Source organism: Pseudomonas sp. MWU13-2862 (assembly GCF_023242495.1).
Classification (GTDB): Bacteria; Pseudomonadota; Gammaproteobacteria; order Pseudomonadales; family Pseudomonadaceae; genus Aquipseudomonas; species Aquipseudomonas gingeri_D.
Genome location: NZ_JALMEZ010000009.1, coordinates 120,236 through 138,589, shown reverse-complemented (window position 1 = coordinate 138,589; position 18,354 = coordinate 120,236). Strand labels below are relative to the sequence as shown.

The following is an 18,354-nucleotide window of genomic DNA, read 5'->3' as shown; positions in this document are numbered from 1 at the left end:
CAAAGCCGGGCTGTGTTGTTCGTCTGCCGTTGAAAACCCGGTCCCAATCAATATCACGCCAGTGGCGAATGCACTCCTTTGACTTGAAGGTGTCGGAGCAAGGGCCCATGATCGCTGACGACTTCATCTCCCTTTGCCAGGAAATCCCATGAACCATGAAATTCGTGTTGTTGCCATTCTTCATGCCAAACCGGGCAAGGCAGCAGAGCTGGAATCCCATCTCAGGGCTTGCGTGGTCCCGTCCCGCGCCGAACCTGGTTGCCGTGAATATATCCTGCATGTCGATCAGGCCGACCCCGAGCGTTTCATCTTCGTCGAGCGCTGGATCGATCAGGCCTCCATCGAACACCACCGCGGCACCGCGCACTACAAGGCGATGGCCGCGGCGATCGGCGATTTGTTGAGTGAGCGCCAGGTCCTGCTGTTGGATGAGGTGCCTGGGCAGTAAGGCTGATGAACCTGGCGTGCAAGCGCCAGGTTCGTTGCCGGTGGCTTAGAAGCGCACCGTCGCGCCGGTGGTGAACCAACGATCGCGATCGCCCGACAGGTGCTGACCGGCCACCAGGTCGATGTCGAGATTTTTGCCAATATGCAGGCGCGGTCCGGCCTGCCAGCCCTGGTCGCCATTTTGTTGGCCGAAACGTTCGGCCACCAGGGTCAGCGACTTCAGCACATCGTATTCCACACCGCCGCCCCAGGTCCGGCCCTCGCTGGGCGCGCCGTCGTTATGGGCGTGGTACCAGCCGGCACTGACGGTCAGGCGCAAGGCTTCGAATGGCGTGTAGGTCAGTGGCAGCGCGACGTCGGCGCCGTCGAAGGCATGCCGGCGATCCGTGGCGACGTGGGCCTGGGTCAGTACCGCGGCTTCGAGCCCCAGGTCTTCCCGAGTGAAAATCGAGGCCTTCAGGTGCGGACTCAGCATCGTGGTGTGCTCGCCGTCGTCACGACTGCGGTTGATATCGGCACCGAGTTGCACGGCGGGCAGGCCGGTCGGTGTGCAGTCCGCCGACAGCACGGTTTCGCCGCTGGCGGCGTTGTGCCGACCGCTCTTGTACCAGGTGTCGATATTGCACTGGCCAGGGTCGTTGATCCCGCCATCGTCGACGACGTAGGAACCGCCGGCCGCATGGGCCTTGGAGTAGAGCGAAAGCAGCAGGAAGGTGCCGAAGGTGGCACCGACAAGCACCACCGCGCGTTGCAGGGCGCGGCGCTGGGCCGGGGGCAGGTGTTTAAGCAGGGAGCTGGAAACCGTCGGCGTCGGCCGGGCGGTGGTCGTTCGCTTGGTGTGGCGAGAAGTGGATTTTTTCATGGCAGGCCTCGGTGATCAGATGCTCACGGGCGCGCGCGTCGAATGCGCGTCGTCGTGAAACGGGCAAAGGGGTATGGAGGTCGTGGTGGTACGCGTTACAACCGGGTTCTTCATTCATGCTTGATGCTCCTTCGGGGTGGGCGGTCAGTGACCGCGTGCAGGCAATGGCCTGACCTCTACCTAGGTAAAAGGCCGGGCAGGGTGTTGCTTGATAAGGGGTGAACAGACGCTCAGTCCTCCAGGGACAGGACATCGATCTCCATGGCCCTGGCCTGGGCCACCAGCTCTTCAGTGTCGTGGCCGCCGGGAAAGGCAATCACCAGCTGCGGTTCGCTGTCCATCAGCATGAACTGGTTGCGCCGGCGTTCGGCCTGCTTGCCATAGAGCTGCCAATTGGACGGATAGCGCACCAGGTGCGTACCATTTTCCCGGGCCCAATCCTCGATCTCACTGCCCAGGAACTGGTTGCCGCCATGAATCAGGACACTGATCCTGTGGGTCTGGTGATAAGCCTCCAGCACCTTGCGGCACATCGCCGCGTTCAGGTAATAGCGCCCGGCGCAGATCAGGACGCGCATGGGTAGTTATCCTTGTCGAGCCGGGGCTCGTCGTTGAGTTCAAGGGCGTGTACAGGCCCGGGTGCAGGCTCGTTCGCGCCCGGGGACTGAGTTTCCAGGACGCGTTCTCCCGAGCGTTCGAGCACTGGATAGGCGAGTGCCGCGATGTGGTGGTGTACACGCCGGTAATCGCGCAGCACCCGCTGGAAAATATCCCCCGATTCGGCCCAGGTGCTCTTGTCGGCACTGAGTTTACGAAAGTGTTCGCGGCTGGCGCCGGCTTCCAGGCGGCGAATCACCTCCTTGCGCTCCACCAGTCGATGGGCCGTGACGGTGTCTTCGCGCAGGAACACGGTGACCGCCAGGCTCAGGCTTTCGCGCAGCTCTTCGTGCAACGGATAGATGTGCCCCAGTTCGAACTCCGAGAAGCGTTCGCCACGGCGCCGACGGCGCGCCGCCAATTGGGCGAGGTTGGTCGAGAGAATGTCGCCGGCATGTTCCAGGTTGATCACGAACATCAGGATTTCCTGGGCGCGGTCGGCATCCTCGTCGCTCAGGCCGTCCTGGCCGATATCCGCGAGGTAGGCGCGGATCGCCGCGCTGAGCAGGTCCAGGGACTGGTCGAGCTGGCGGATAGCCTCGGCCGACACCTCGCCGGGTTTCTGGAACAGTTGCAGTGCCCGATCGAGCATCACCGAGAGCATGTCGGCGATGCGCAGGGCTTCGCGCACGGCGTTCGAGAGACCGATATTGGCCACTTCCAGGCCGGCTTCGTCGAGGTACTGCGGCATGCCCGGGTCGGCGGCCTGCTCCGGTGTCGGCAGCAGTCGGGTCAGGCCCTTGGCAAGCCAATCCACCAAACCGATAAAGCCCAGGCCCAGAAGCAGGTTGAAGGCGATATGCAGGTACACCACCAGCTGCGCGGGGGCGATGGCGGTAGCCGCCAGGCCCTTGCCCAGCAGGTCGGCGAAGGGCAGCACCAGCAGCGCGCCGAACAGCCGTACCAGCAGATTGCCCAGGGGCAGGCGTCGAGCGACCGGAGTGCTGGCATTCATCACCGACGGCAAGGCGCCACCGATATTAACCCCGAGCACCAGGGCCAGAGTGGTCACCGGCGACATCAGCCCGGTGCTGGCCAGGGAGGTGATCAACAGGATCACCGCGACACTGGAATGGCACATCCAGGTCAGCAGCAGCGCCACCAGCAAGGCGATCAACAGGTCGCCGTCAAGGCCTTGCATGACCACATGGAACAACGGCGTGCTTTCCATCTGCCCGAGGGCGGCACCCAGCAGGCTCAGCGCCAGCAGCATCAGGCCGAGGCCGATCAGGGCGCAGCCGACGCTTTCATAACGCGAGTCGTCGCGCAGGCGGAACACCACGAAGCCCGCCAGCAGTACCAGGGGGATGGCGATCGAGGTGTCGAAGCTGAGGAGTTGCACAACCAGGGTCGAGCCGATATTGGCCCCCAGCATCACCGCCAGCGCCGGAGCGAGACTGAGGGTGCCGGCGGCGGTGAAAGAGCTGGCCATCAGGCTTACCGCGGTACTGCTTTGCAGCACGGTGGTGATGCCGATGCCACAGAGCAGGGCCTTCCAGCGTTTATCGAGATTGCGGCCCAGGCCATTGCGCAGCTGGGTGCCGAAGCCGCGCAGCAGGGCGGTTGAAATCATATGGGTGCCCCAGAGCAACAAGGCGATGGCGCCGGCGAGGTGGATCAACAGAGCGGTTCCAGACATGAGGATTCTCCACGTACTGGTTTTTTACTTTCTGGGTGGGCGCAGCAACCTCACCGAGACACGACTGATGGTGCTGGAGAACGCCAGCAGGTAGCGCATTTCGATAGCGGTCAGCGTCCCGCGAACATAGAGCTTCACGGTGACCCGCCTGACCACTTTTGCCGCTTTGGTCAGGAACAGGACCGACAGCGCCCGATAGCTGTAGTCGAGAACGGCGAGGAACTGGCTGAGTGGTTCCATGGTGGGCTCCGGGGGATGGCCGGGTTATAGGTGCCAATGCGCGAATACAATCGTATGAACACCACGCACCTGTAGGAGCAGGGCTTGCCCGCGAAGCTTTTAGCGGTCTCGAGGTCCCCTTCGCGGGCAAGCCCTGCTCCTACAAGGTTCGGTGTTATCTGACGAACCGCATCAGAACCACTGCTTGAAGCGGCGGATATAGAACATCTTCATGCTCTGGGCCACCACGCAGTAGGCCAGCAGGGTGCCCACCAGCCATGGGAAGTACGCCATCGGCAACGGCACCAGGCCCACCAGCGTGCCCAGTTGCGAGAACGGCAGGTAGATGCCGATGGACACCGCCAGACAGGTCATGACGATGATCGGCAGCGACGCGGTGCTCTGGAAGAACGGGATCTTCTGGGTCCGCAGCATGTGCACCACCAAGGTCTGCGACAGCAGGCCTTCGATAAACCAGCCGGACTGGAACAATGCCTGGGCTTCCACGCTGTTGGCGGCGAACACGTACCACATCAGGGCAAAGGTGGTCATGTCGAAGATCGACGAGGTCGGCCCGATCCACAGCATGAAACGCCCGATGTTCTTCGCGTCCCACTTGCGTGGCTTGCGCAGGTATTCCTTGTCCATCTTGTCCCACGGCAGGGCCAGCTGGGAGATGTCGTAGATCAGGTTCTGCAGCAGCAGGTGGATCGACAGCATCGGCAGGAACGGGATGAACGCACTGGCCACCAGCACCGAGAACACGTTGCCGAAGTTGGAGCTGGCGGTCATGTTCAGGTACTTCATGATATTGCCGAAGGTTTCGCGGCCCTTGAGCACGCCTTCTTCCAGCACCATCAGGCTCTTTTCCAGCAGGATGATGTCGGCCGATTCCTTGGCGATGTCCGTGCCGCTGTCCACCGAGATCCCGACGTCGGCATCCCGCAGGGCCGGGGCGTCGTTGATGCCGTCGCCGAGGAAACCGACGGTATGGCCGTTGGATTGCAGGGCCTTGAGCACCCGGGATTTCTGCAACGGGGTCAGCTTGGCAAAGACCGTGCGCTCCTCGACCCGCAGCTTGAGGGTCGCGTCGTCCATATGCTCGATGTCCTGGCCCAGCAGCGGCAGGCCTGGCTCCAGGCCGACTTCACGGCAGATCTTGCAGGTGACCACGGCGTTGTCGCCAGTCAGCACCTTGACCGTGACGCCGATCTCACGCAGGGCGGCAATCGCCGGCCCGGCGGTTTCCTTCGGCGGATCGAGGAAAGTCAGGAAGCCGCGGATGACCAGGTCACGCTCGTCGGCGGTCTTGTATTGCCCCTTGGTCTGGCCTTTGAGAATGTCGCGGGTGGCCAGCAGCAGGACGCGGAAGCCGTCCTTGTTGTAATCATTGGCCAGGGCCAGCAGGGTCTTGCGACGCTGCTCGTCCAGGGCCACGACTTCGTTGCCTTCCATGACGTGGCTGGAGATGGCGAGCATTTCCTCGACCGCGCCCTTGCACACCAGCAGGTGATCGTTGCGGCTGTCCTGGACGATGATCGACAGGCGCCGACGGACGAAGTCGAAGGGCAGTTCATCGACTTTGCTGTAGGCGAACGGCTCCTGGAAGTTGGGGTTCTCCCGGGAGAACTGCAGCACCGCCTGGTCCATCAGGTTCTTCATGCCGCTCTGGTGGTAGCTGTTGAGCCAGGCCAGGCCCAGCACCGCGTCATCGCGCTGGCCGGTGGCGTCGACGTGGTGCTCGAGGATGATCTTGTCCTGGGTCAGGGTGCCGGTCTTGTCGGTGCACAGCACGTCCATGGAGCCGAAGTTCTGGATGGCATTCAGGCGCTTGGCCACCACCTTGCGCCGGGCCATGGCCATGGCGCCCTTGGCGAGGTTGGCGCTGACGATCATCGGCAGCATTTCCGGGGTCAGGCCGACGGCGACCGCCAGGGCGAAGAGCAGGGCATCGCTCCAGTCGCCTTTGGAGAAACCGTTGAGCAGGAACACGATCGGCACCATCACCAGCATGAAGCGGATCAGCAGCCAGCTGACACTGTTCACCCCGCGATCGAAGGCGGTCTGCACCCGCGAGCCGACAATCGCCTTGGCCAGCGAGCCGAAGTAGGTACGCGCACCGGTGGCGACCACCACGGCCTTGGCGGTGCCGCTGACCACGTTGGTGCCCATGAAGCAGATGTTCTGCAGGTCCAGCAGATTGCTCTGGTCGGTGCCGGTGGAGGCGGATTTGGCCGCGACATCGCCGAGGGTGTCGTACTTCTCCACCGGCAAGGCTTCACCGGTGAGCACCGCCTGGCTGATAAACAGGTCGCGGGATTCGATCAGGCGGATATCCGCCGGAATCATGTCGCCGGCCGACAACTGCACGATATCGCCGGCCACCAGTTCGCGCATCGGCACTTCGCGCAGTACTGGCTTGTTGCCCAGCTGCTCGCGGCGCAGCACCGTGGCGGTGGTCCGGACCATGGCCTTGAGGGCTTCGGCAGATTTGGCCGAGCGGTGTTCCTGCCAGAAGCGCAGGGTGCTGCTCAGGGTCACCATGGTCATGATGATGATGACCTTGGTCAGGTCGCCTTCTTCACCGGCGCGCTCGGCCAGCCAGAAGTCGGTGAAGAAGCTGATGCCGGCCAGGATCAGCAGCACGTAGATGAAGGGGTTGTTCAGCGCCTGGAGGAACTGGATCAGGACGTGTGGCGGCTTGTCGTGGGCGACTTCGTTGAAGCCTTCGCGTTGCAGGCGTCCGGCGGCGTCCAGTTCGGTCAGGCCGTCACGGCTGGCGTTGACGTTGCTCAGGGTGGTGGCCAGGGTGTGTTGCGATTCGCGAGCGGCGCGCATCGACAGTTTGGTGTCTTGCGTCGCACGGTTTCCGGTGGGCCGGATAGGGTCTTTGACTGCGTTCATAGCGATGCCTCTGTCACGTCTTCGTGACCGGGCATATAGACGACTCACCTATTCAACAGGCGAACGAATACAGGCCGAGTCACGCGGATGCGAGTGATTCGAGTAAGAGGGTGTATAAGGTTTTAACGTTCGCTGCCCGTTCACCAAATAATGACGAACAGCGAACCGCCTACTGGCTTCGTCCATAATGAAATACTCAAGTTTTAATAATTAAAGGCATAACTATGCCGTGCACTTCCAAGTGGGGAGTGCAGGGGCGGTAGTTGTCAGTGTCAGTGCCGGATAATTAAGCGGCGCGGGCCTCGACATACAGGTTCAGGGTCAGGCCGGCGCGCTGGAACAGCTGCGCAAGCCCGGGACTCTGCGGGTCCTGGCTGTCATCGAAATTCCAGCGTTGTTGCAGCTGGCCGGTGGCCGGGCAGATACGCCAGCAGACGCAAGCGCGTGCCGAAGCCTTGGAGGAGGGGGCGGCGAACAGGGCGTTGCCGCGGGCCGACTTCACCGGCTCACGGGACAATTTGACGCGCATGTTCGAAGCAAAGGCGCGAACGCCTGGCATTACGTAGGTTTTGAAAGTCATAACACACCTCTCGACCGGACTGGCGCCGGCAGAGGCGAGTTACGGAAAGAGCATCAAGCCCTGGCGCAGCTCACCCGACCTGTACGTCGAGTCCCGTCATTTTCTGGGTTAAGCGCCCGGTGAGCCGCATTCGCGGGAACCGGACAGCGTCTAGATACTGTGTCCATTGGGTTCTTTTGTGAGTTGAAAAAAGGCCTGAGCAGCAGGCAGGGGGAATTTACTCAACGGGGTGCTTGAAGTCAATATCAAATGCAGCGTTTTGTTGGAGTAACCTGAATATAAGCTGAAGTGAAGGAGATAGTCTTCGGGTATTGAGTTCTGAAGTTGTTTGTTTCAATGAGGTGAATATGTATCGCCGTGGCGCTCGAGTACATATCCACTTAATTTTTTGACCGGACTTTTTTATCGCGGATCAGCGCCTCGGTTGCAGCAGCAAGGCCACCAACGCGCTCCAGCCGGTCTGATGGGAGGCCCCCAGGCCGCGTCCGCTGTCGCCATGGAAATATTCATGAAACAGCACCAGGTCGCGACTCGCCGGATCGGCCTGCAATTGCGTGTAGGCCGCCATGGCTGGGCGACATCCGTTCTCGTCGAGCAGGAACAGTGAGGTCAGGCGTTGGCCCAGGCTGTCGGCGACTTCGTCCAGGGACGACAGATAGCCCGAGCCGCTGGGGTATTCCACGGAAAAGTGATCGTCGTAGTAGCGGTGGAATTCGCGCAGCGATTCGATCAGCAGGTAGTTGACCGGCATCCACAACGGCCCGCGCCAGTTGGAGTTGCCGCCGTACAGGCGCGAGTCGGACTCCGCCGGTTGGTAGCGGGCGCTCAGGGTCTTGCCGTCGAGCTGCATCGCCAGCGGCTGTTCGGCAAACACCTTGGACAGTGAGCGGATGCCAAAGTCGGAGAGGAACTCGGCTTCATCGAGCATGCGCTTGAGCAGGTTCTTGGTGCGTTCGCCACGCAGCAGGGCCAGCAGCAGGCGATTGCCGTCGCCAGGTTCGTTCCAGCGTGAGACCAGTGCCGCGAGGTCGGGCCGATGGTGCATGAACCCCAGCAACCGCTCGCGCAGGCCGGGCAGGCCTTCGTGTTCGCGCTGCTCCAGCACCAGCACGGCGAACAGTGGCATCAAGCCGACGATGGAGCGCAGGCGCACCGGTTCGCTTTGGCCGTCCGGGTGTTGCAGCACGTCGTAGAAAAATTCGTCCTGGTTGTCCCAGAGGCCTTCGGCGCTGTCGTCGACCCGATTGATCGCCCCGGCGATATAGAGGAAGTGCTCGAAGAATTTCACCGCGATATCGACATACACCGGGTTGCGCTTGGCCAGTTCCAGGGCGATGCGCATCATGTCCAGGGCATAGGCGGCGACCCAGGCGGTGCCGTCGGCCTGGTCGAGGGTGTAGCCGGGCGGGATGTCGTCGGAGCGGTTGAACAGGGCGATATTGTCCAGGCCCAGGAAGCCGCCCTGGAACAGGTTGCGGCCTTCGGCATCCTTGCGGTTGACCCACCAGGAGAAGTTCAGCAGCAGTTTGTGGAAGATCCGCTCGAGGAAATCCAGGTCACCGCTGCCGGTCAGCTGTTTTTCCCGTTGGTAGACCCGCCATGACGCCCAGGCATGCACCGGTGGGTTGGCGTCGTCGAAACGCCACTCGTAGGCGGGCAATTGGCCGTTGGGGTGCATGAAGCGGTCTTTGACCAGAAGCAGCAACTGGTGCTTGGCGAAGCCCGGATCGATCAGGGCGAAGGCCACCGCCTGGAAACCCAGGTCCCAGGAGGCGTACCAGGGGTATTCCCATTTGTCCGGCATGGAGACGATGTCGAAGTTCGACAGGTGCCGCCAGTGGGTGTTGCGGATGTGCAGGCGTTCGGCCGGTGGTTGCGGTTGGGTCGGGTCGCCGTCGAGCCACTGGTTCACATCGAAGTAATAGAGCTGCTTGGACCACAGCAGGCCGGCCAGGGCCTGGCGCTGGACATTGCGCGCGTCGGCGTCTTCGAGACCGTCCTGCAGGGCGGCATAGAAGTCATCGGCTTCCTGGCGGCGCTTTTCGAACAGGTGGCGGGCATTGATTTTTGCGGCATCGGGCGGCGCGAAACGCAGGTAGACCGTGCGGGTTTCATCCCCTTGCAGCGCCAGGGAAAAGTGCGCTGCCACCCGTGTCCCGGTATCCCGGCGAATGCTATCGGCACCGTTCACCACATGGTCGTTGATACCATCCTTGAACGGTCCGCGGTCTTGCGAGCCATACAGTCGCCGAGTGTTGGTTTCGTTTTCGCAGAACAGCCACTCAAAGCTGTCATCGCCCCAGGCGCTGGCTTGCATGGGGTCGCAGCCGGCGTGCTGGGCGCTGATTTTGTCACCTTCCAGGACCAGGCGCGGCCGTCGGGCGTGGTCGCTCCAGCTCCAGTCATTGCGCGCCCAGAGATGGGGCAGCACGCGCAGGCGGGCAGGTTGGTGAAAGCGGTTATGCACACTGACCCGCATGACGATATCGTTCGGGCCCTGCTTGGCGTACTCGACCGTGATATCGAAATAGCGGTTGTCCTCGAACACCCCGGTATCGAGGATCTCGTACTCGGCATCGGCCAGGCCGCGCCGGGCGTTTTCGGTGATCAGGTCGTTGTAGGGGAAGGCCGCCTGCGGGTATTTGTAGAGCATGCGCATATAGGCATGGCTGGGCACGCCGTCGAGGTAGAAGTACAGCTCCTTGACGTCTTCGCCGTGGTTGCCTTCGGCATTGTTCAGGCCGAACAGGCGCTCCTTGAGAATCGGGTCGCGCTCGTTCCAGAGGGCCAGTCCGAGGCACCAGTGCTGGGACTTGTCGGAAAACCCCGCAAGACCTTCCTCGCCCCAGCGATAGGCCCGACTACGGGCGTGCTCGTGGGGAAAATAGGCCCAGGCATCGCCGTCGGTGCTGTAGTCCTCGCGTACCGTGCCCCATTGCCGTTCACTCAGGTATGGTCCCCATTCGCGCCAGCGGGTGGCATCCTCACCGGCCAGGCGCAGGCCTTCAAGGGTGTCGAGAAGCGTCGCTGTTGGTTTGGCCGTCATCGGGTCTTCCGTCGCTCGGGGAGTGAGCAGCAGTGTAGAACGCGGCGACGGTCTTGCGGGAATCGAGTGCCGTCAGGCGAGCACCGCCACCGACTTGATCTGTGCCCAGAGGGTCTGTCCCGGAGCCAGCTTGAGCTGGTCACGGGAGTAACGGGTGATCCGCGCCAGCAACGGGGTACCCGCGGCCTCCAGGCGGATCAGCACATGGGCGTTGTTGTCGGCGGGGATTTCCCCTATGAGGGTCACCGGCAACAGATTGAGAATGCTGCTGTGTTCGCCCGGTTGCCGGCTGAGGCTGACGTCCCGGGCCTGGATCTTGACGCGCAGGCGCTTGCCCGTGGCCAGCGGTGCGTGGGCCACTCGCACGTTCAGCAGGCTGCCGGGCAATTGCAGGGTCAGCAGTTGATACTGGTCGTCGTAGGCGCTGACCGTGCCCTCGATCACCACCCCGGCGTCATCGCCCAGGGCCATGGGCAGGTCGAGCCGGGCCAGGGTTTCACCGATGGGACCGCTGGCCAGAGCCTTGCCCGCGCTGAGCAGGACGATATGGTCGGCCAGGCGCGCCACTTCGTCCTGGGAGTGACTGACGTAGAGCACCGGGATATCCAGTTCGTCATGCAGACGTTCGAGGTATGGCAGGATCTCGTTCTTGCGCTGGCTGTCGAGCGCCGCCAGCGGTTCGTCCATCAGCAGCAGTTGCGGGCTGGTGAGCAGTGCCCGGGCGATGCCGATGCGCTGGCGCTCGCCGCCGGACAGGTGCTGTGGGTGGCGGTCGAGTAGATGCCCGATGCCCAGCAAGTGGGTGGCGTGGGCCATGTCGACCCGGCGTTGTGCGCGGGGAATGCGGCGCAGGCCGAACTCCAGGTTGGCCCGCACCGACAGGTGCGCAAACAGGCTGGCCTCCTGGAACACATAGCCCAGGGCGCGCTTGTGGGGCGGGACGAAGAGTTTACGGGCGCTGTCCTGCCAGACCTGGTCGTTGATCCGGATAAAGGCCTCGGGGGCTTTTTCCAGGCCGGCGATGCAGCGCAGGCAGGTGGTCTTGCCCGAGCCCGAGTGCCCGTACAGGGCGGTGACGCCACGGCCGGGCAGTTGCAAGTCGAGGTCCAGGGCAAAGTCCGGATAATCCAGGTGCAGGCGAACCTGTATCGAAGAAGCCATGGCTCAACTCCAGCCCATTTTGGTCTTGCGGCTCGAGTAAAGCGCCAGCAACACGATAAAGGAAAACACCAGCATGGCGCCGGCCAGCCAGTGGGCCTGGAGGTATTCCATGGCCTCGACATGGTCGTAGATCTGCACCGAGACCACCCGGGTCTTTTCCGGGATATTGCCGCCGATCATCAACACCACGCCGAACTCGCCGACGGTATGGGCAAAGCCGAGGATCGCGGCGGTGATAAAACCGGGTCGTGCCAGGGGCAGGACCACGCTGAAAAAAGTGTCCCAGGGGTTGGCGCGCAAGGTCGCCGCCACCTCCAGCGGGCGTGTGCCGATGGCACTGAACGCGTTCTGCAGCGGTTGCACCACAAAGGGCATCGAGTAGATCACCGAGCCGATCACCAACCCGGTGAAGCTGAAGGTGAGGGTGCCCAGCCCGATGGACTGGGTGAACTGGCCGATATAGCCGTGGGGGCCGAAGGCGATCAGCAAGTAGAAGCCGATCACCGTCGGCGGCAGCACCAGCGGCAGCGCCACCACCGCGCCGACCGGTCCGCGCAGCCAGGAGCGGGTGCGGGCCAGCCAGAGTGCAATCGGAGTGCCGATCAGCAACAGGATGAGCGTGACCAGGGACGCCAGTTTCAGGGTCAGCCAGATGGCGGCGAAATCAGCACTCGTGAGCGGCATTTAGAGCTGGTAACCGTAGGACTTGATGATGGCGGCGGCTTTCGGGCCCTTCAGGTATTCGACCAGGGCCTTGGCGGCGGCGTTGTCCTTGCCCTTGGTCAGGATCACCGCGTCCTGCTTGATCGCCTCATGCATGTCGGCCGGAACGATCCACGCCGAACCGCTGGTGACCTTGCCGTCCTTGTAGATTTGCGACAGGGCGACAAAACCCAACTCGGCATTGCCGGTGGAGACGAACTGGTAGGCCTGGGTGATGTTCTGGCCGGTGACCAGCTTGTCCTTGACCTTGTCGGTCAGGCCGAGTCTGGCCAGGACCTGGGTGGCGGCCAGGCCGTAAGGCGCGGCTTTCGGGTCGGCGATGGACAGGTGCTGGTACTGGTTGTCCTTGAGCACCTGGCCCTTGGCATCGACATAACCGTCCTTGGCCGACCACAGGGCCAGGGTGCCGGTGGCATAGGTGAAGCGCGAGCCGGCAACGATATCGCCTTCTTTTTCCAGCTTGGCGGGGGTGCTGTCGTCGGCGGCGAGGAAGACTTCGAACGGTGCGCCGTTCTTGATCTGGGTGTAGAACTGGCCGGTGGCCCCATAGGCCGCGACCAGCTTGTGGCCGGTGTCTTTTTCGAAGTCGGCGGCGATGGCCTGGATCGGCGCGGTGAAGTTGGCCGCGACGGCGACCTGGACTTCGGCGGCCTGGGCCGAGCTGAAAGCGAGCACGCCGAGGAGGGTGGCCAGGCAAGTCGGGGCAAAGCGTGAGGCACGAATGATCATGAAGCGGCTCCGTTCAAAGGAAAGGGACAGGCAAATGCGCCGCTTGTTATAGGAAGTGTGCGGCGCTGAGAGGGTAAATCGCTATATAAATAAATATATAGCGATTTGATGGCCCTGGCGAGGGGCCCGGCTCCTGCTCAGCGTCTGGTCAATATCGCCTGGGCCTGTTCCGCCAGCTGCCGGGTCAACGCCTCGGCCGGCAGCTCCACGCTCAGCCGCAATGCCTGGCCCGACCAGAGATTGCTGAAGTCCGCCTCGCCCTTGGCCCGCAGCGGCAGCAGCGCACCGCCGGCCAGGGGAAACGCCGGGGCCATGTCGCTGATCGGCCCCAGCTCACGCATCACTCGGTTCATGATGCCCCGTGCCGGCCGGCCGGTGAACAGGTTGGTCAGGGCCGTTTCGCTTTCCTTCGCCGTGCGCAGTGCCTGGTGATGGGACGCCGAGACCTTGGCCTCTGGAGTGAACAGGTAAGCGGTCCCCAACTGTACCGCCGAGGCCCCGAGCATAAAGGCCGCCGCGATGCCACGGCCGTCGCCGATACCGCCGGCGGCAATCACCGGCACATCCACCGCATCGGCGATCTGTGGCACCAGGGCGATGGTGCCGACCTGGGTGTTGAGGTCGCTGCTCAGGAAGATACCGCGATGGCCGCCGGCTTCGTTGCCCATGGCGATGATCGCGTGGCAGCCACGCTCTTCCAGCCAGCGCGCCTCATCCACAGTGGTGGCGCAACCGACGATGGTCGCGCCGGTGGCTTTCACCCGGTTGAGCAGGGCTTCGGGCGGCAGGCCGAAGTGGAAACTGACGATCTCCGGGCGCAGCTCTTCCACCAGTTGGCAACTGGTTTCATCGAAGGGGGCACGGCTGGACACCGGTGTCGGCGCATTGAAATCCACGCCCAGTTCACGGTAGTAGGGGGCCAGGCGCTCTTTCCAGCGTTTTTCCCGCTCCGGGTCCGCGGCCGGCGGTTGGTGGCAGAAGAAGTTGATGTTCAAGGGCGCCTGGGTCGCGCCGCGAAAGAGCTGCACCTCCTGACGAATCTGCTCCGGGGTCAGCATCGCGCAGGGCAGGGACGCGAGGCCGCCGGCCCGGGCAACGCCGATCATCATGGCGGACGTGGTCGCCCCGGCCAGCGGCCCCTGGATGATCGGGAGTTCGATGCCGAACAGGTCAAGAATACGGGTGTCGGGCCAGGTGCTCATGACGACTTTTCTCCGGGGCAGATAAGAGGATAACGACGAGAACAGGGCTGGTTTGTATCAGGAATAAGGTCTGCAAGGCCAGCCGCTGTCTTGTTTGGACACGCAAAAAAATGCCTCCCGGTGACGTCGCCGGAAAATCCACCTAAAGTTGTCGCACTTCAAAACACCCGCTCAGGAGCACAAATCAGATGGACGTGAAACGCGTGGAAGTGGCCGCTTTCCAGGTCTGCGGCCCGCAGGTCCGCACCCGCAATCAGGATGAACAGCAACCTCGGACGGCAAGGATCGGCGGGCTGTGGGGCAGCTTTTTCGCCGAGGGATTGGCCGAACGCATCAGTACCCGGCAGCCCGACTCGCTGGTGTATGGCGTCTATTCCGGTTACGAGTCCGATGCCAGCGGCTATTTCGATGTGACGGCTGCGGTGGCGGTCAGCGCGCCCGCGCCAGGCTATGAGACGCTGCAGGTACAGGCGGGTCCCTACCTGGTCTTCGAGGGCCGTGGCGTCATGCCGCAAACCGTGATCGACACCTGGGGGCGGATCTGGTCCTACTTCGAGCAGCATCCCGGGCAGCGTCGTTTTGCCACGGATTTCGAAGCCTATACCGGGCCTGACAGTGTGGCGGTGTATATCGGCGTCGTCGATTGAGCCGGGACTACCTCTTTGGTCGTATGTATTTTGTAGCCGATCGGTCTATATTGTGCCCATGACCTCGATAACCCCCGCACCGCGCAAGCCTGGCCGTCCGCCGAAGATCCCCCGGGAGAACCTGCAAACCCGCGAGATGCTGATTCGTTGCGGCACCGAGATCCTCACCGAGCAAGGTTTCATGGCCACGGGGATCGATACCGTGCTCAAGCGGGTGGGGGTGCCCAAGGGCTCGTTCTACCATTACTTCGACAGCAAGGAAGCGTTTGGCCATGCAGTGCTTGAGAGTTACGCCGGGTATTTTGCCCGCAAGCTCGACCGCTGGCTGCTGGATGCGTCCCTGGCGCCGTTGCAGCGCCTGCGCGGTTTTGTCGACGAGGCCAAGGCCGGCATGGCCCGGCATGAATTTCGTCGCGGTTGCCTGGTGGGCAATCTCGGGCAGGAAGTGACGCTGTTGCCGGACAGTTACCACGAGCAGCTGGAGGCGGTGTTTCGCAGTTGGGAGTTGCGTCTGTCACGCTGTCTGCAAGCGGCGCAAGCCGCGGGCGAGTTGGCGGCGGATGCGGATTGCGAGGCCTTGGCGAGTTTTTTCTGGATCGGCTGGGAAGGTGCGGTATTGCGCGCCCGGCTGGTGCGTAGCGATGCACCGTTGGAAATTTTCATGCAGGGATTTGTACGCAGTCTGGCAGGTTGATTTTTTTGGGTTTATTTCTAGGCGATCGGTCTAAATTGGAGGCAAGCATGTTCAGTGGCATCTTGATCGAAAAGGACGCGGACGGTTATCGGGCCAACCTGGCATCCATCAGCGAGGCGCAGTTGCCGGAAGGCGATGTGACGGTGCGGGTGGCCTACAGCACCCTGAATTTCAAGGATGCCTTGGCGATCACCGGCGCAAGCCCGGTGGTGCGACAGTTTCCGATGGTGCCGGGAATCGATCTGGTGGGAACGGTGGAGCAGAGCAGCCACGCCGATTATCGGGTCGGCGATGGGGTGCTGCTTAATGGCTGGGGTGTCGGCGAAGGGCATTGGGGTGGCCTGGCGCAGAAAGCCCGGCTCAACGGTGACTGGTTGATCCCGATGCCAGCGGGCTTCACCCCGGCGCAGACCATGGCCATCGGCACCGCGGGTTTCACCGCCATGCTCAGCATCCTGGCCCTGGAGCGCAATGGCCTGACGCCGGATCAGGGCGATGTGCTGGTGACCGGGGCCAACGGCGGCGTCGGCAGTTTTGCCGTGGCCTTGCTCGCGCGGCTGGGCTATCGGGTGGTGGCCTCGACCGGACGTACCGCCGAGCATGCCTACCTGCAACAACTGGGCGCGGCCGAGATCATCGATCGCGAGACCCTGTCGCAGCCGGGCAAACCACTGGCGAAAGAGCGCTGGGCGGCCGCCATCGATTCGGTGGGCAGCCACACCCTGGCCAACGTCTGCGCCGGTATCCGCGCCAACGGCACGGTGGCCGCTTGCGGCCTGGCCCAGGGCATGGACTTTCCGGCCTCGGTGGCCCCCTTCATTCTGCGCGGCGTGACCCTGGCCGGGATCAACAGCGTGACGCAACCCAAGGCGCAACGAATCCTCGCCTGGGAGCGCCTGGCAAAAGATCTCGACCGTGGGCTGCTGGCGCTGATCAGCCAGGAAATCAGTCTGAGCGAGGCGCTTGAACTAGCACCGCGATTGCTCGCCGGGCAGGTGCGCGGTCGGGTGGTGGTGGACGTCAACCGCTAAGCCACAGGCGGCTAACCGGCGCTGCGCAAGGTGAAGTTGAGGCGCTCGGCCCCCAACTGTGGGTGATGGCCTTCCTTGATCGGCAGGACACCATGGAAACGCAGCCGGTCGACGCCGCCCCACACCACGATATCGCCGTGAAACAACGGGATGCGCCGGGTCTTGTCGCTGCGTTCGTGGCCGCCGAACAGGAAGATCGCCGGCAGCCCCAGGGAGACCGAGACCACGGGCGCGCTGAAATCGCGTTCGTTGCGGTCCTGGTGCAGGGACATCTTCGCCCCCGGCAGGTAGCGATTGATCAGGCAGGCATCGGGACTGAAGTGGGTAAACCCCGCCGCCTCGGCCGCCTCCACCGCCAGTTGCCGGAACACCTCGGGCATTTCCGGCCAGGGTCGACCGCTTTGCGGGTCGATGCGGGTATAGCGGTAGCCGTCGCGATCGGTGGTCCAGCCCAGTTCGCCACAACTGCTCAGGCTGGCGGACATGGTGAAACCACCCGGGGTGACCATCTGCCGAAACGGCGCCTCTACCAGCACTTCGGCCAGGGCCGGCAACAGGCGCTCGACCCAGGGCAGGGCGAAGCCGCGCAGCACGCAGGATTGCGCGCCTATGGCTTCGAAGCGTTCGGGTTGCTGCAGGTCGGCGTCGGCAAACAGATCGAGGGTCATGGCAGGCTGCGGGTGGCGAGGTTTACAGGGCCTTGCTCGCTTTCACATCGCTGATGACATCGCCACTTTCACCATGAATGGCTTTCAGCGCGGCCAGGGCTTGCTCGTCGCTGCCGTTTTCCAGTTGGGCGAATTCGAAGCGACGCTCACCGTTGAGCTTGTATTTGATGACGTACTTGGTGGTGGGTGTGGTGTTCACGGCGATTCCAGTAACGAGAAGATGGACAGCGGTGGCGATTCAGCGCAGTTTCGAGCTGGAGCGTCGGATGATGCGAATCGAGTGCGTCAGGTTCGGCTTGCGGGTAACGCTGATGGCGCGCTTGGTCACCACGGTATCAATGGTGATGTTCCAGAAACCGGTGCTCGGGATGGTGATCTTCGCCGGAAAGGTATCAAAGGCGCCGCCGTGGTAGGTGTGTCGGCCGCCATTCTTGAAACTGCGAAAGTTGGCGTCGTTCATCAGGCGGATGTTGCACGTCTGGGAGCATTCGATCACGACGATGTCGTCTTCGTTGAGGTGCTCGCGCTGGTGGATGAATTTCAAGGGCGTCTCCAGAAGGCTTTTTCTACAAAATCAAAAAGATAGCATGTGGCGCAGGGCGTTTTTAGCGCGCTGGCGGATTTATTCGACCGGCACAGGCGCCAGTTTGACGGATTGTGTAGGCTTGTCGCCATAAAAGTTGGATTAAATCCTTGAGCTCGGGAGAAAAATCCCTTGAGCGCTGTCCTACCGTCTTTATCGGAGATTTGCTTATGAAGTGGGGTGTGTGGGCGTTGGTTGCTCTGGTCATGAGTGGGTGTGCGAGCGTATCGGACATCGAGCAGTCACCGCCGACGATGGCCGTGATTTCCGGCAAGAAGCCCATGGTTTATGCCCAGTGCTTCGATACGCGGTTGACCAAGGATCGGGGGCCTTCGTTGATCGAGCCTTATCACAAGGATGGGGTCAAGGTGGTCGTGCGTGACCAATTCTCCACCCATCCGTCGGCGGTGCTGATTATTGAAGAGCGTTCCAGCGGCAGCAGCATCAAGGTCTTCGAGAGCATGTCGAATTTCCCCTTGCGCTCCAAGGCTGTACTCAATGCTGCGGAACATTGCATTTCAGGCTGAACCGGCCAGCGCGCATGCCCCGACGGGGCCTGCGG

General features: G+C 62.6%; 19 protein-coding genes. 5 read left to right on the top strand and 14 right to left on the bottom strand.

The window, feature by feature from the left end; genetic code table 11:
• The first annotated feature begins 148 nt into the window (after positions 1-148).
• Positions 149-448 carry a putative quinol monooxygenase gene (locus tag M5C56_RS17665; RefSeq protein WP_103494641.1) on the top strand — a complete coding sequence of 100 codons (300 nt, stop codon included), beginning with the start codon at positions 149-151 and terminating at the stop codon, positions 446-448.
• A gap of 45 nt (positions 449-493) precedes the next feature.
• Here M5C56_RS17665 and M5C56_RS17660 read toward each other — a convergent pair whose 3' ends face one another.
• The 11 genes from M5C56_RS17660 to M5C56_RS17610 form a co-directional block, all read right to left on the bottom strand.
• Positions 494-1,309, bottom strand: coding sequence for a hypothetical protein (locus M5C56_RS17660; protein WP_247263229.1), 816 nt, complete (start codon positions 1,307-1,309; stop codon positions 494-496).
• Positions 1,310-1,539: 230 nt separating this feature from the next.
• Positions 1,540-1,887, bottom strand: coding sequence for a DUF2493 domain-containing protein (locus M5C56_RS17655; RefSeq protein ID WP_103494642.1), 348 nt, complete (start codon positions 1,885-1,887; stop codon positions 1,540-1,542).
• Positions 1,875-3,605 (bottom strand): Na/Pi cotransporter family protein, encoded by a 1,731-nt coding sequence (locus M5C56_RS17650; RefSeq protein ID WP_103494643.1) that lies wholly within the window; start codon positions 3,603-3,605, stop codon positions 1,875-1,877. The genes M5C56_RS17655 and M5C56_RS17650 overlap by 13 nt, the downstream gene beginning before the upstream one ends.
• A 24-nt stretch (positions 3,606-3,629) precedes the next feature.
• A complete protein-coding gene (locus M5C56_RS17645; RefSeq protein WP_100943779.1) occupies positions 3,630-3,845 on the bottom strand; it encodes a hypothetical protein in 216 nt (71 codons plus the stop codon).
• A 171-nt stretch (positions 3,846-4,016) separates the two neighbouring features.
• On the bottom strand, positions 4,017-6,728 hold the full coding sequence (mgtA, locus tag M5C56_RS17640; RefSeq protein ID WP_103494644.1) for a magnesium-translocating P-type ATPase: 2,712 nt from the start codon (positions 6,726-6,728) through the stop codon (positions 4,017-4,019).
• Positions 6,729-7,014: 286 nt separating this feature from the next.
• On the bottom strand, positions 7,015-7,308 hold the full coding sequence (locus M5C56_RS17635; protein WP_103494645.1) for a hypothetical protein: 294 nt from the start codon (positions 7,306-7,308) through the stop codon (positions 7,015-7,017).
• Positions 7,309-7,720: 412 nt separating this feature from the next.
• A complete protein-coding gene (locus tag M5C56_RS17630; protein ID WP_103494646.1) occupies positions 7,721-10,354 on the bottom strand; it encodes a glucosidase in 2,634 nt (877 codons plus the stop codon).
• A gap of 72 nt (positions 10,355-10,426) precedes the next feature.
• Positions 10,427-11,515, bottom strand: coding sequence for a molybdenum ABC transporter ATP-binding protein (modC, locus tag M5C56_RS17625; protein ID WP_103494647.1), 1,089 nt, complete (start codon positions 11,513-11,515; stop codon positions 10,427-10,429).
• A 3-nt stretch (positions 11,516-11,518) separates the two neighbouring features.
• A complete protein-coding gene (modB, locus tag M5C56_RS17620; protein ID WP_103494648.1) occupies positions 11,519-12,199 on the bottom strand; it encodes a molybdate ABC transporter permease subunit in 681 nt (226 codons plus the stop codon).
• Positions 12,200-12,967 (bottom strand): molybdate ABC transporter substrate-binding protein, encoded by a 768-nt coding sequence (modA, locus tag M5C56_RS17615; protein ID WP_103494649.1) that lies wholly within the window; start codon positions 12,965-12,967, stop codon positions 12,200-12,202.
• A 137-nt stretch (positions 12,968-13,104) separates the two neighbouring features.
• Positions 13,105-14,169: a nitronate monooxygenase family protein gene (locus M5C56_RS17610; RefSeq protein ID WP_103494650.1), complete on the bottom strand. Its 1,065-nt coding sequence runs from the start codon at positions 14,167-14,169 to the stop codon at positions 13,105-13,107.
• Between the two features lie 188 nt (positions 14,170-14,357).
• On the opposite strand from M5C56_RS17610, the gene M5C56_RS17605 reads away from it, so the two are divergent.
• From M5C56_RS17605 to M5C56_RS17595, 3 genes are read left to right on the top strand one after another with little or no spacing between them, the layout of a single operon-like run.
• Positions 14,358-14,816, top strand: a complete 459-nt coding sequence (locus M5C56_RS17605; protein WP_103494651.1) for a GyrI-like domain-containing protein — start codon at positions 14,358-14,360, stop codon at positions 14,814-14,816.
• A gap of 58 nt (positions 14,817-14,874) precedes the next feature.
• The gene (locus M5C56_RS17600; RefSeq protein ID WP_103494652.1) at positions 14,875-15,510 is read left to right on the top strand and encodes a TetR/AcrR family transcriptional regulator; all 636 of its coding nucleotides are present in this window, start codon (positions 14,875-14,877) and stop codon (positions 15,508-15,510) included.
• Positions 15,511-15,557: 47 nt separating this feature from the next.
• A complete protein-coding gene (locus M5C56_RS17595) occupies positions 15,558-16,541 on the top strand; it encodes an MDR family oxidoreductase (RefSeq protein ID WP_103494653.1) in 984 nt (327 codons plus the stop codon).
• An 11-nt stretch (positions 16,542-16,552) separates the two neighbouring features.
• Here M5C56_RS17595 and alkB read toward each other — a convergent pair whose 3' ends face one another.
• The 3 genes from alkB to M5C56_RS17580 are packed head-to-tail and all read right to left on the bottom strand — an operon-like array spanning position 16,553 to position 17,753.
• On the bottom strand, positions 16,553-17,209 hold the full coding sequence (gene alkB, locus M5C56_RS17590) for a DNA oxidative demethylase AlkB (RefSeq protein WP_103494654.1): 657 nt from the start codon (positions 17,207-17,209) through the stop codon (positions 16,553-16,555).
• 22 nt (positions 17,210-17,231) lie between these two features.
• The gene (locus M5C56_RS17585) at positions 17,232-17,408 is read right to left on the bottom strand and encodes a hypothetical protein (protein ID WP_178129839.1); all 177 of its coding nucleotides are present in this window, start codon (positions 17,406-17,408) and stop codon (positions 17,232-17,234) included.
• Between the two features lie 39 nt (positions 17,409-17,447).
• The gene (locus tag M5C56_RS17580) at positions 17,448-17,753 is read right to left on the bottom strand and encodes a DUF1883 domain-containing protein (protein ID WP_100943791.1); all 306 of its coding nucleotides are present in this window, start codon (positions 17,751-17,753) and stop codon (positions 17,448-17,450) included.
• A 209-nt stretch (positions 17,754-17,962) separates the two neighbouring features.
• Between M5C56_RS17580 and M5C56_RS17575 the strand changes: the two genes are divergently transcribed.
• Complete coding sequence (locus M5C56_RS17575) at positions 17,963-18,319, top strand: hypothetical protein (RefSeq protein WP_103494655.1); 357 nt, start codon at positions 17,963-17,965, stop codon at positions 18,317-18,319.
• Positions 18,320-18,354 lie beyond the last annotated feature (35 nt).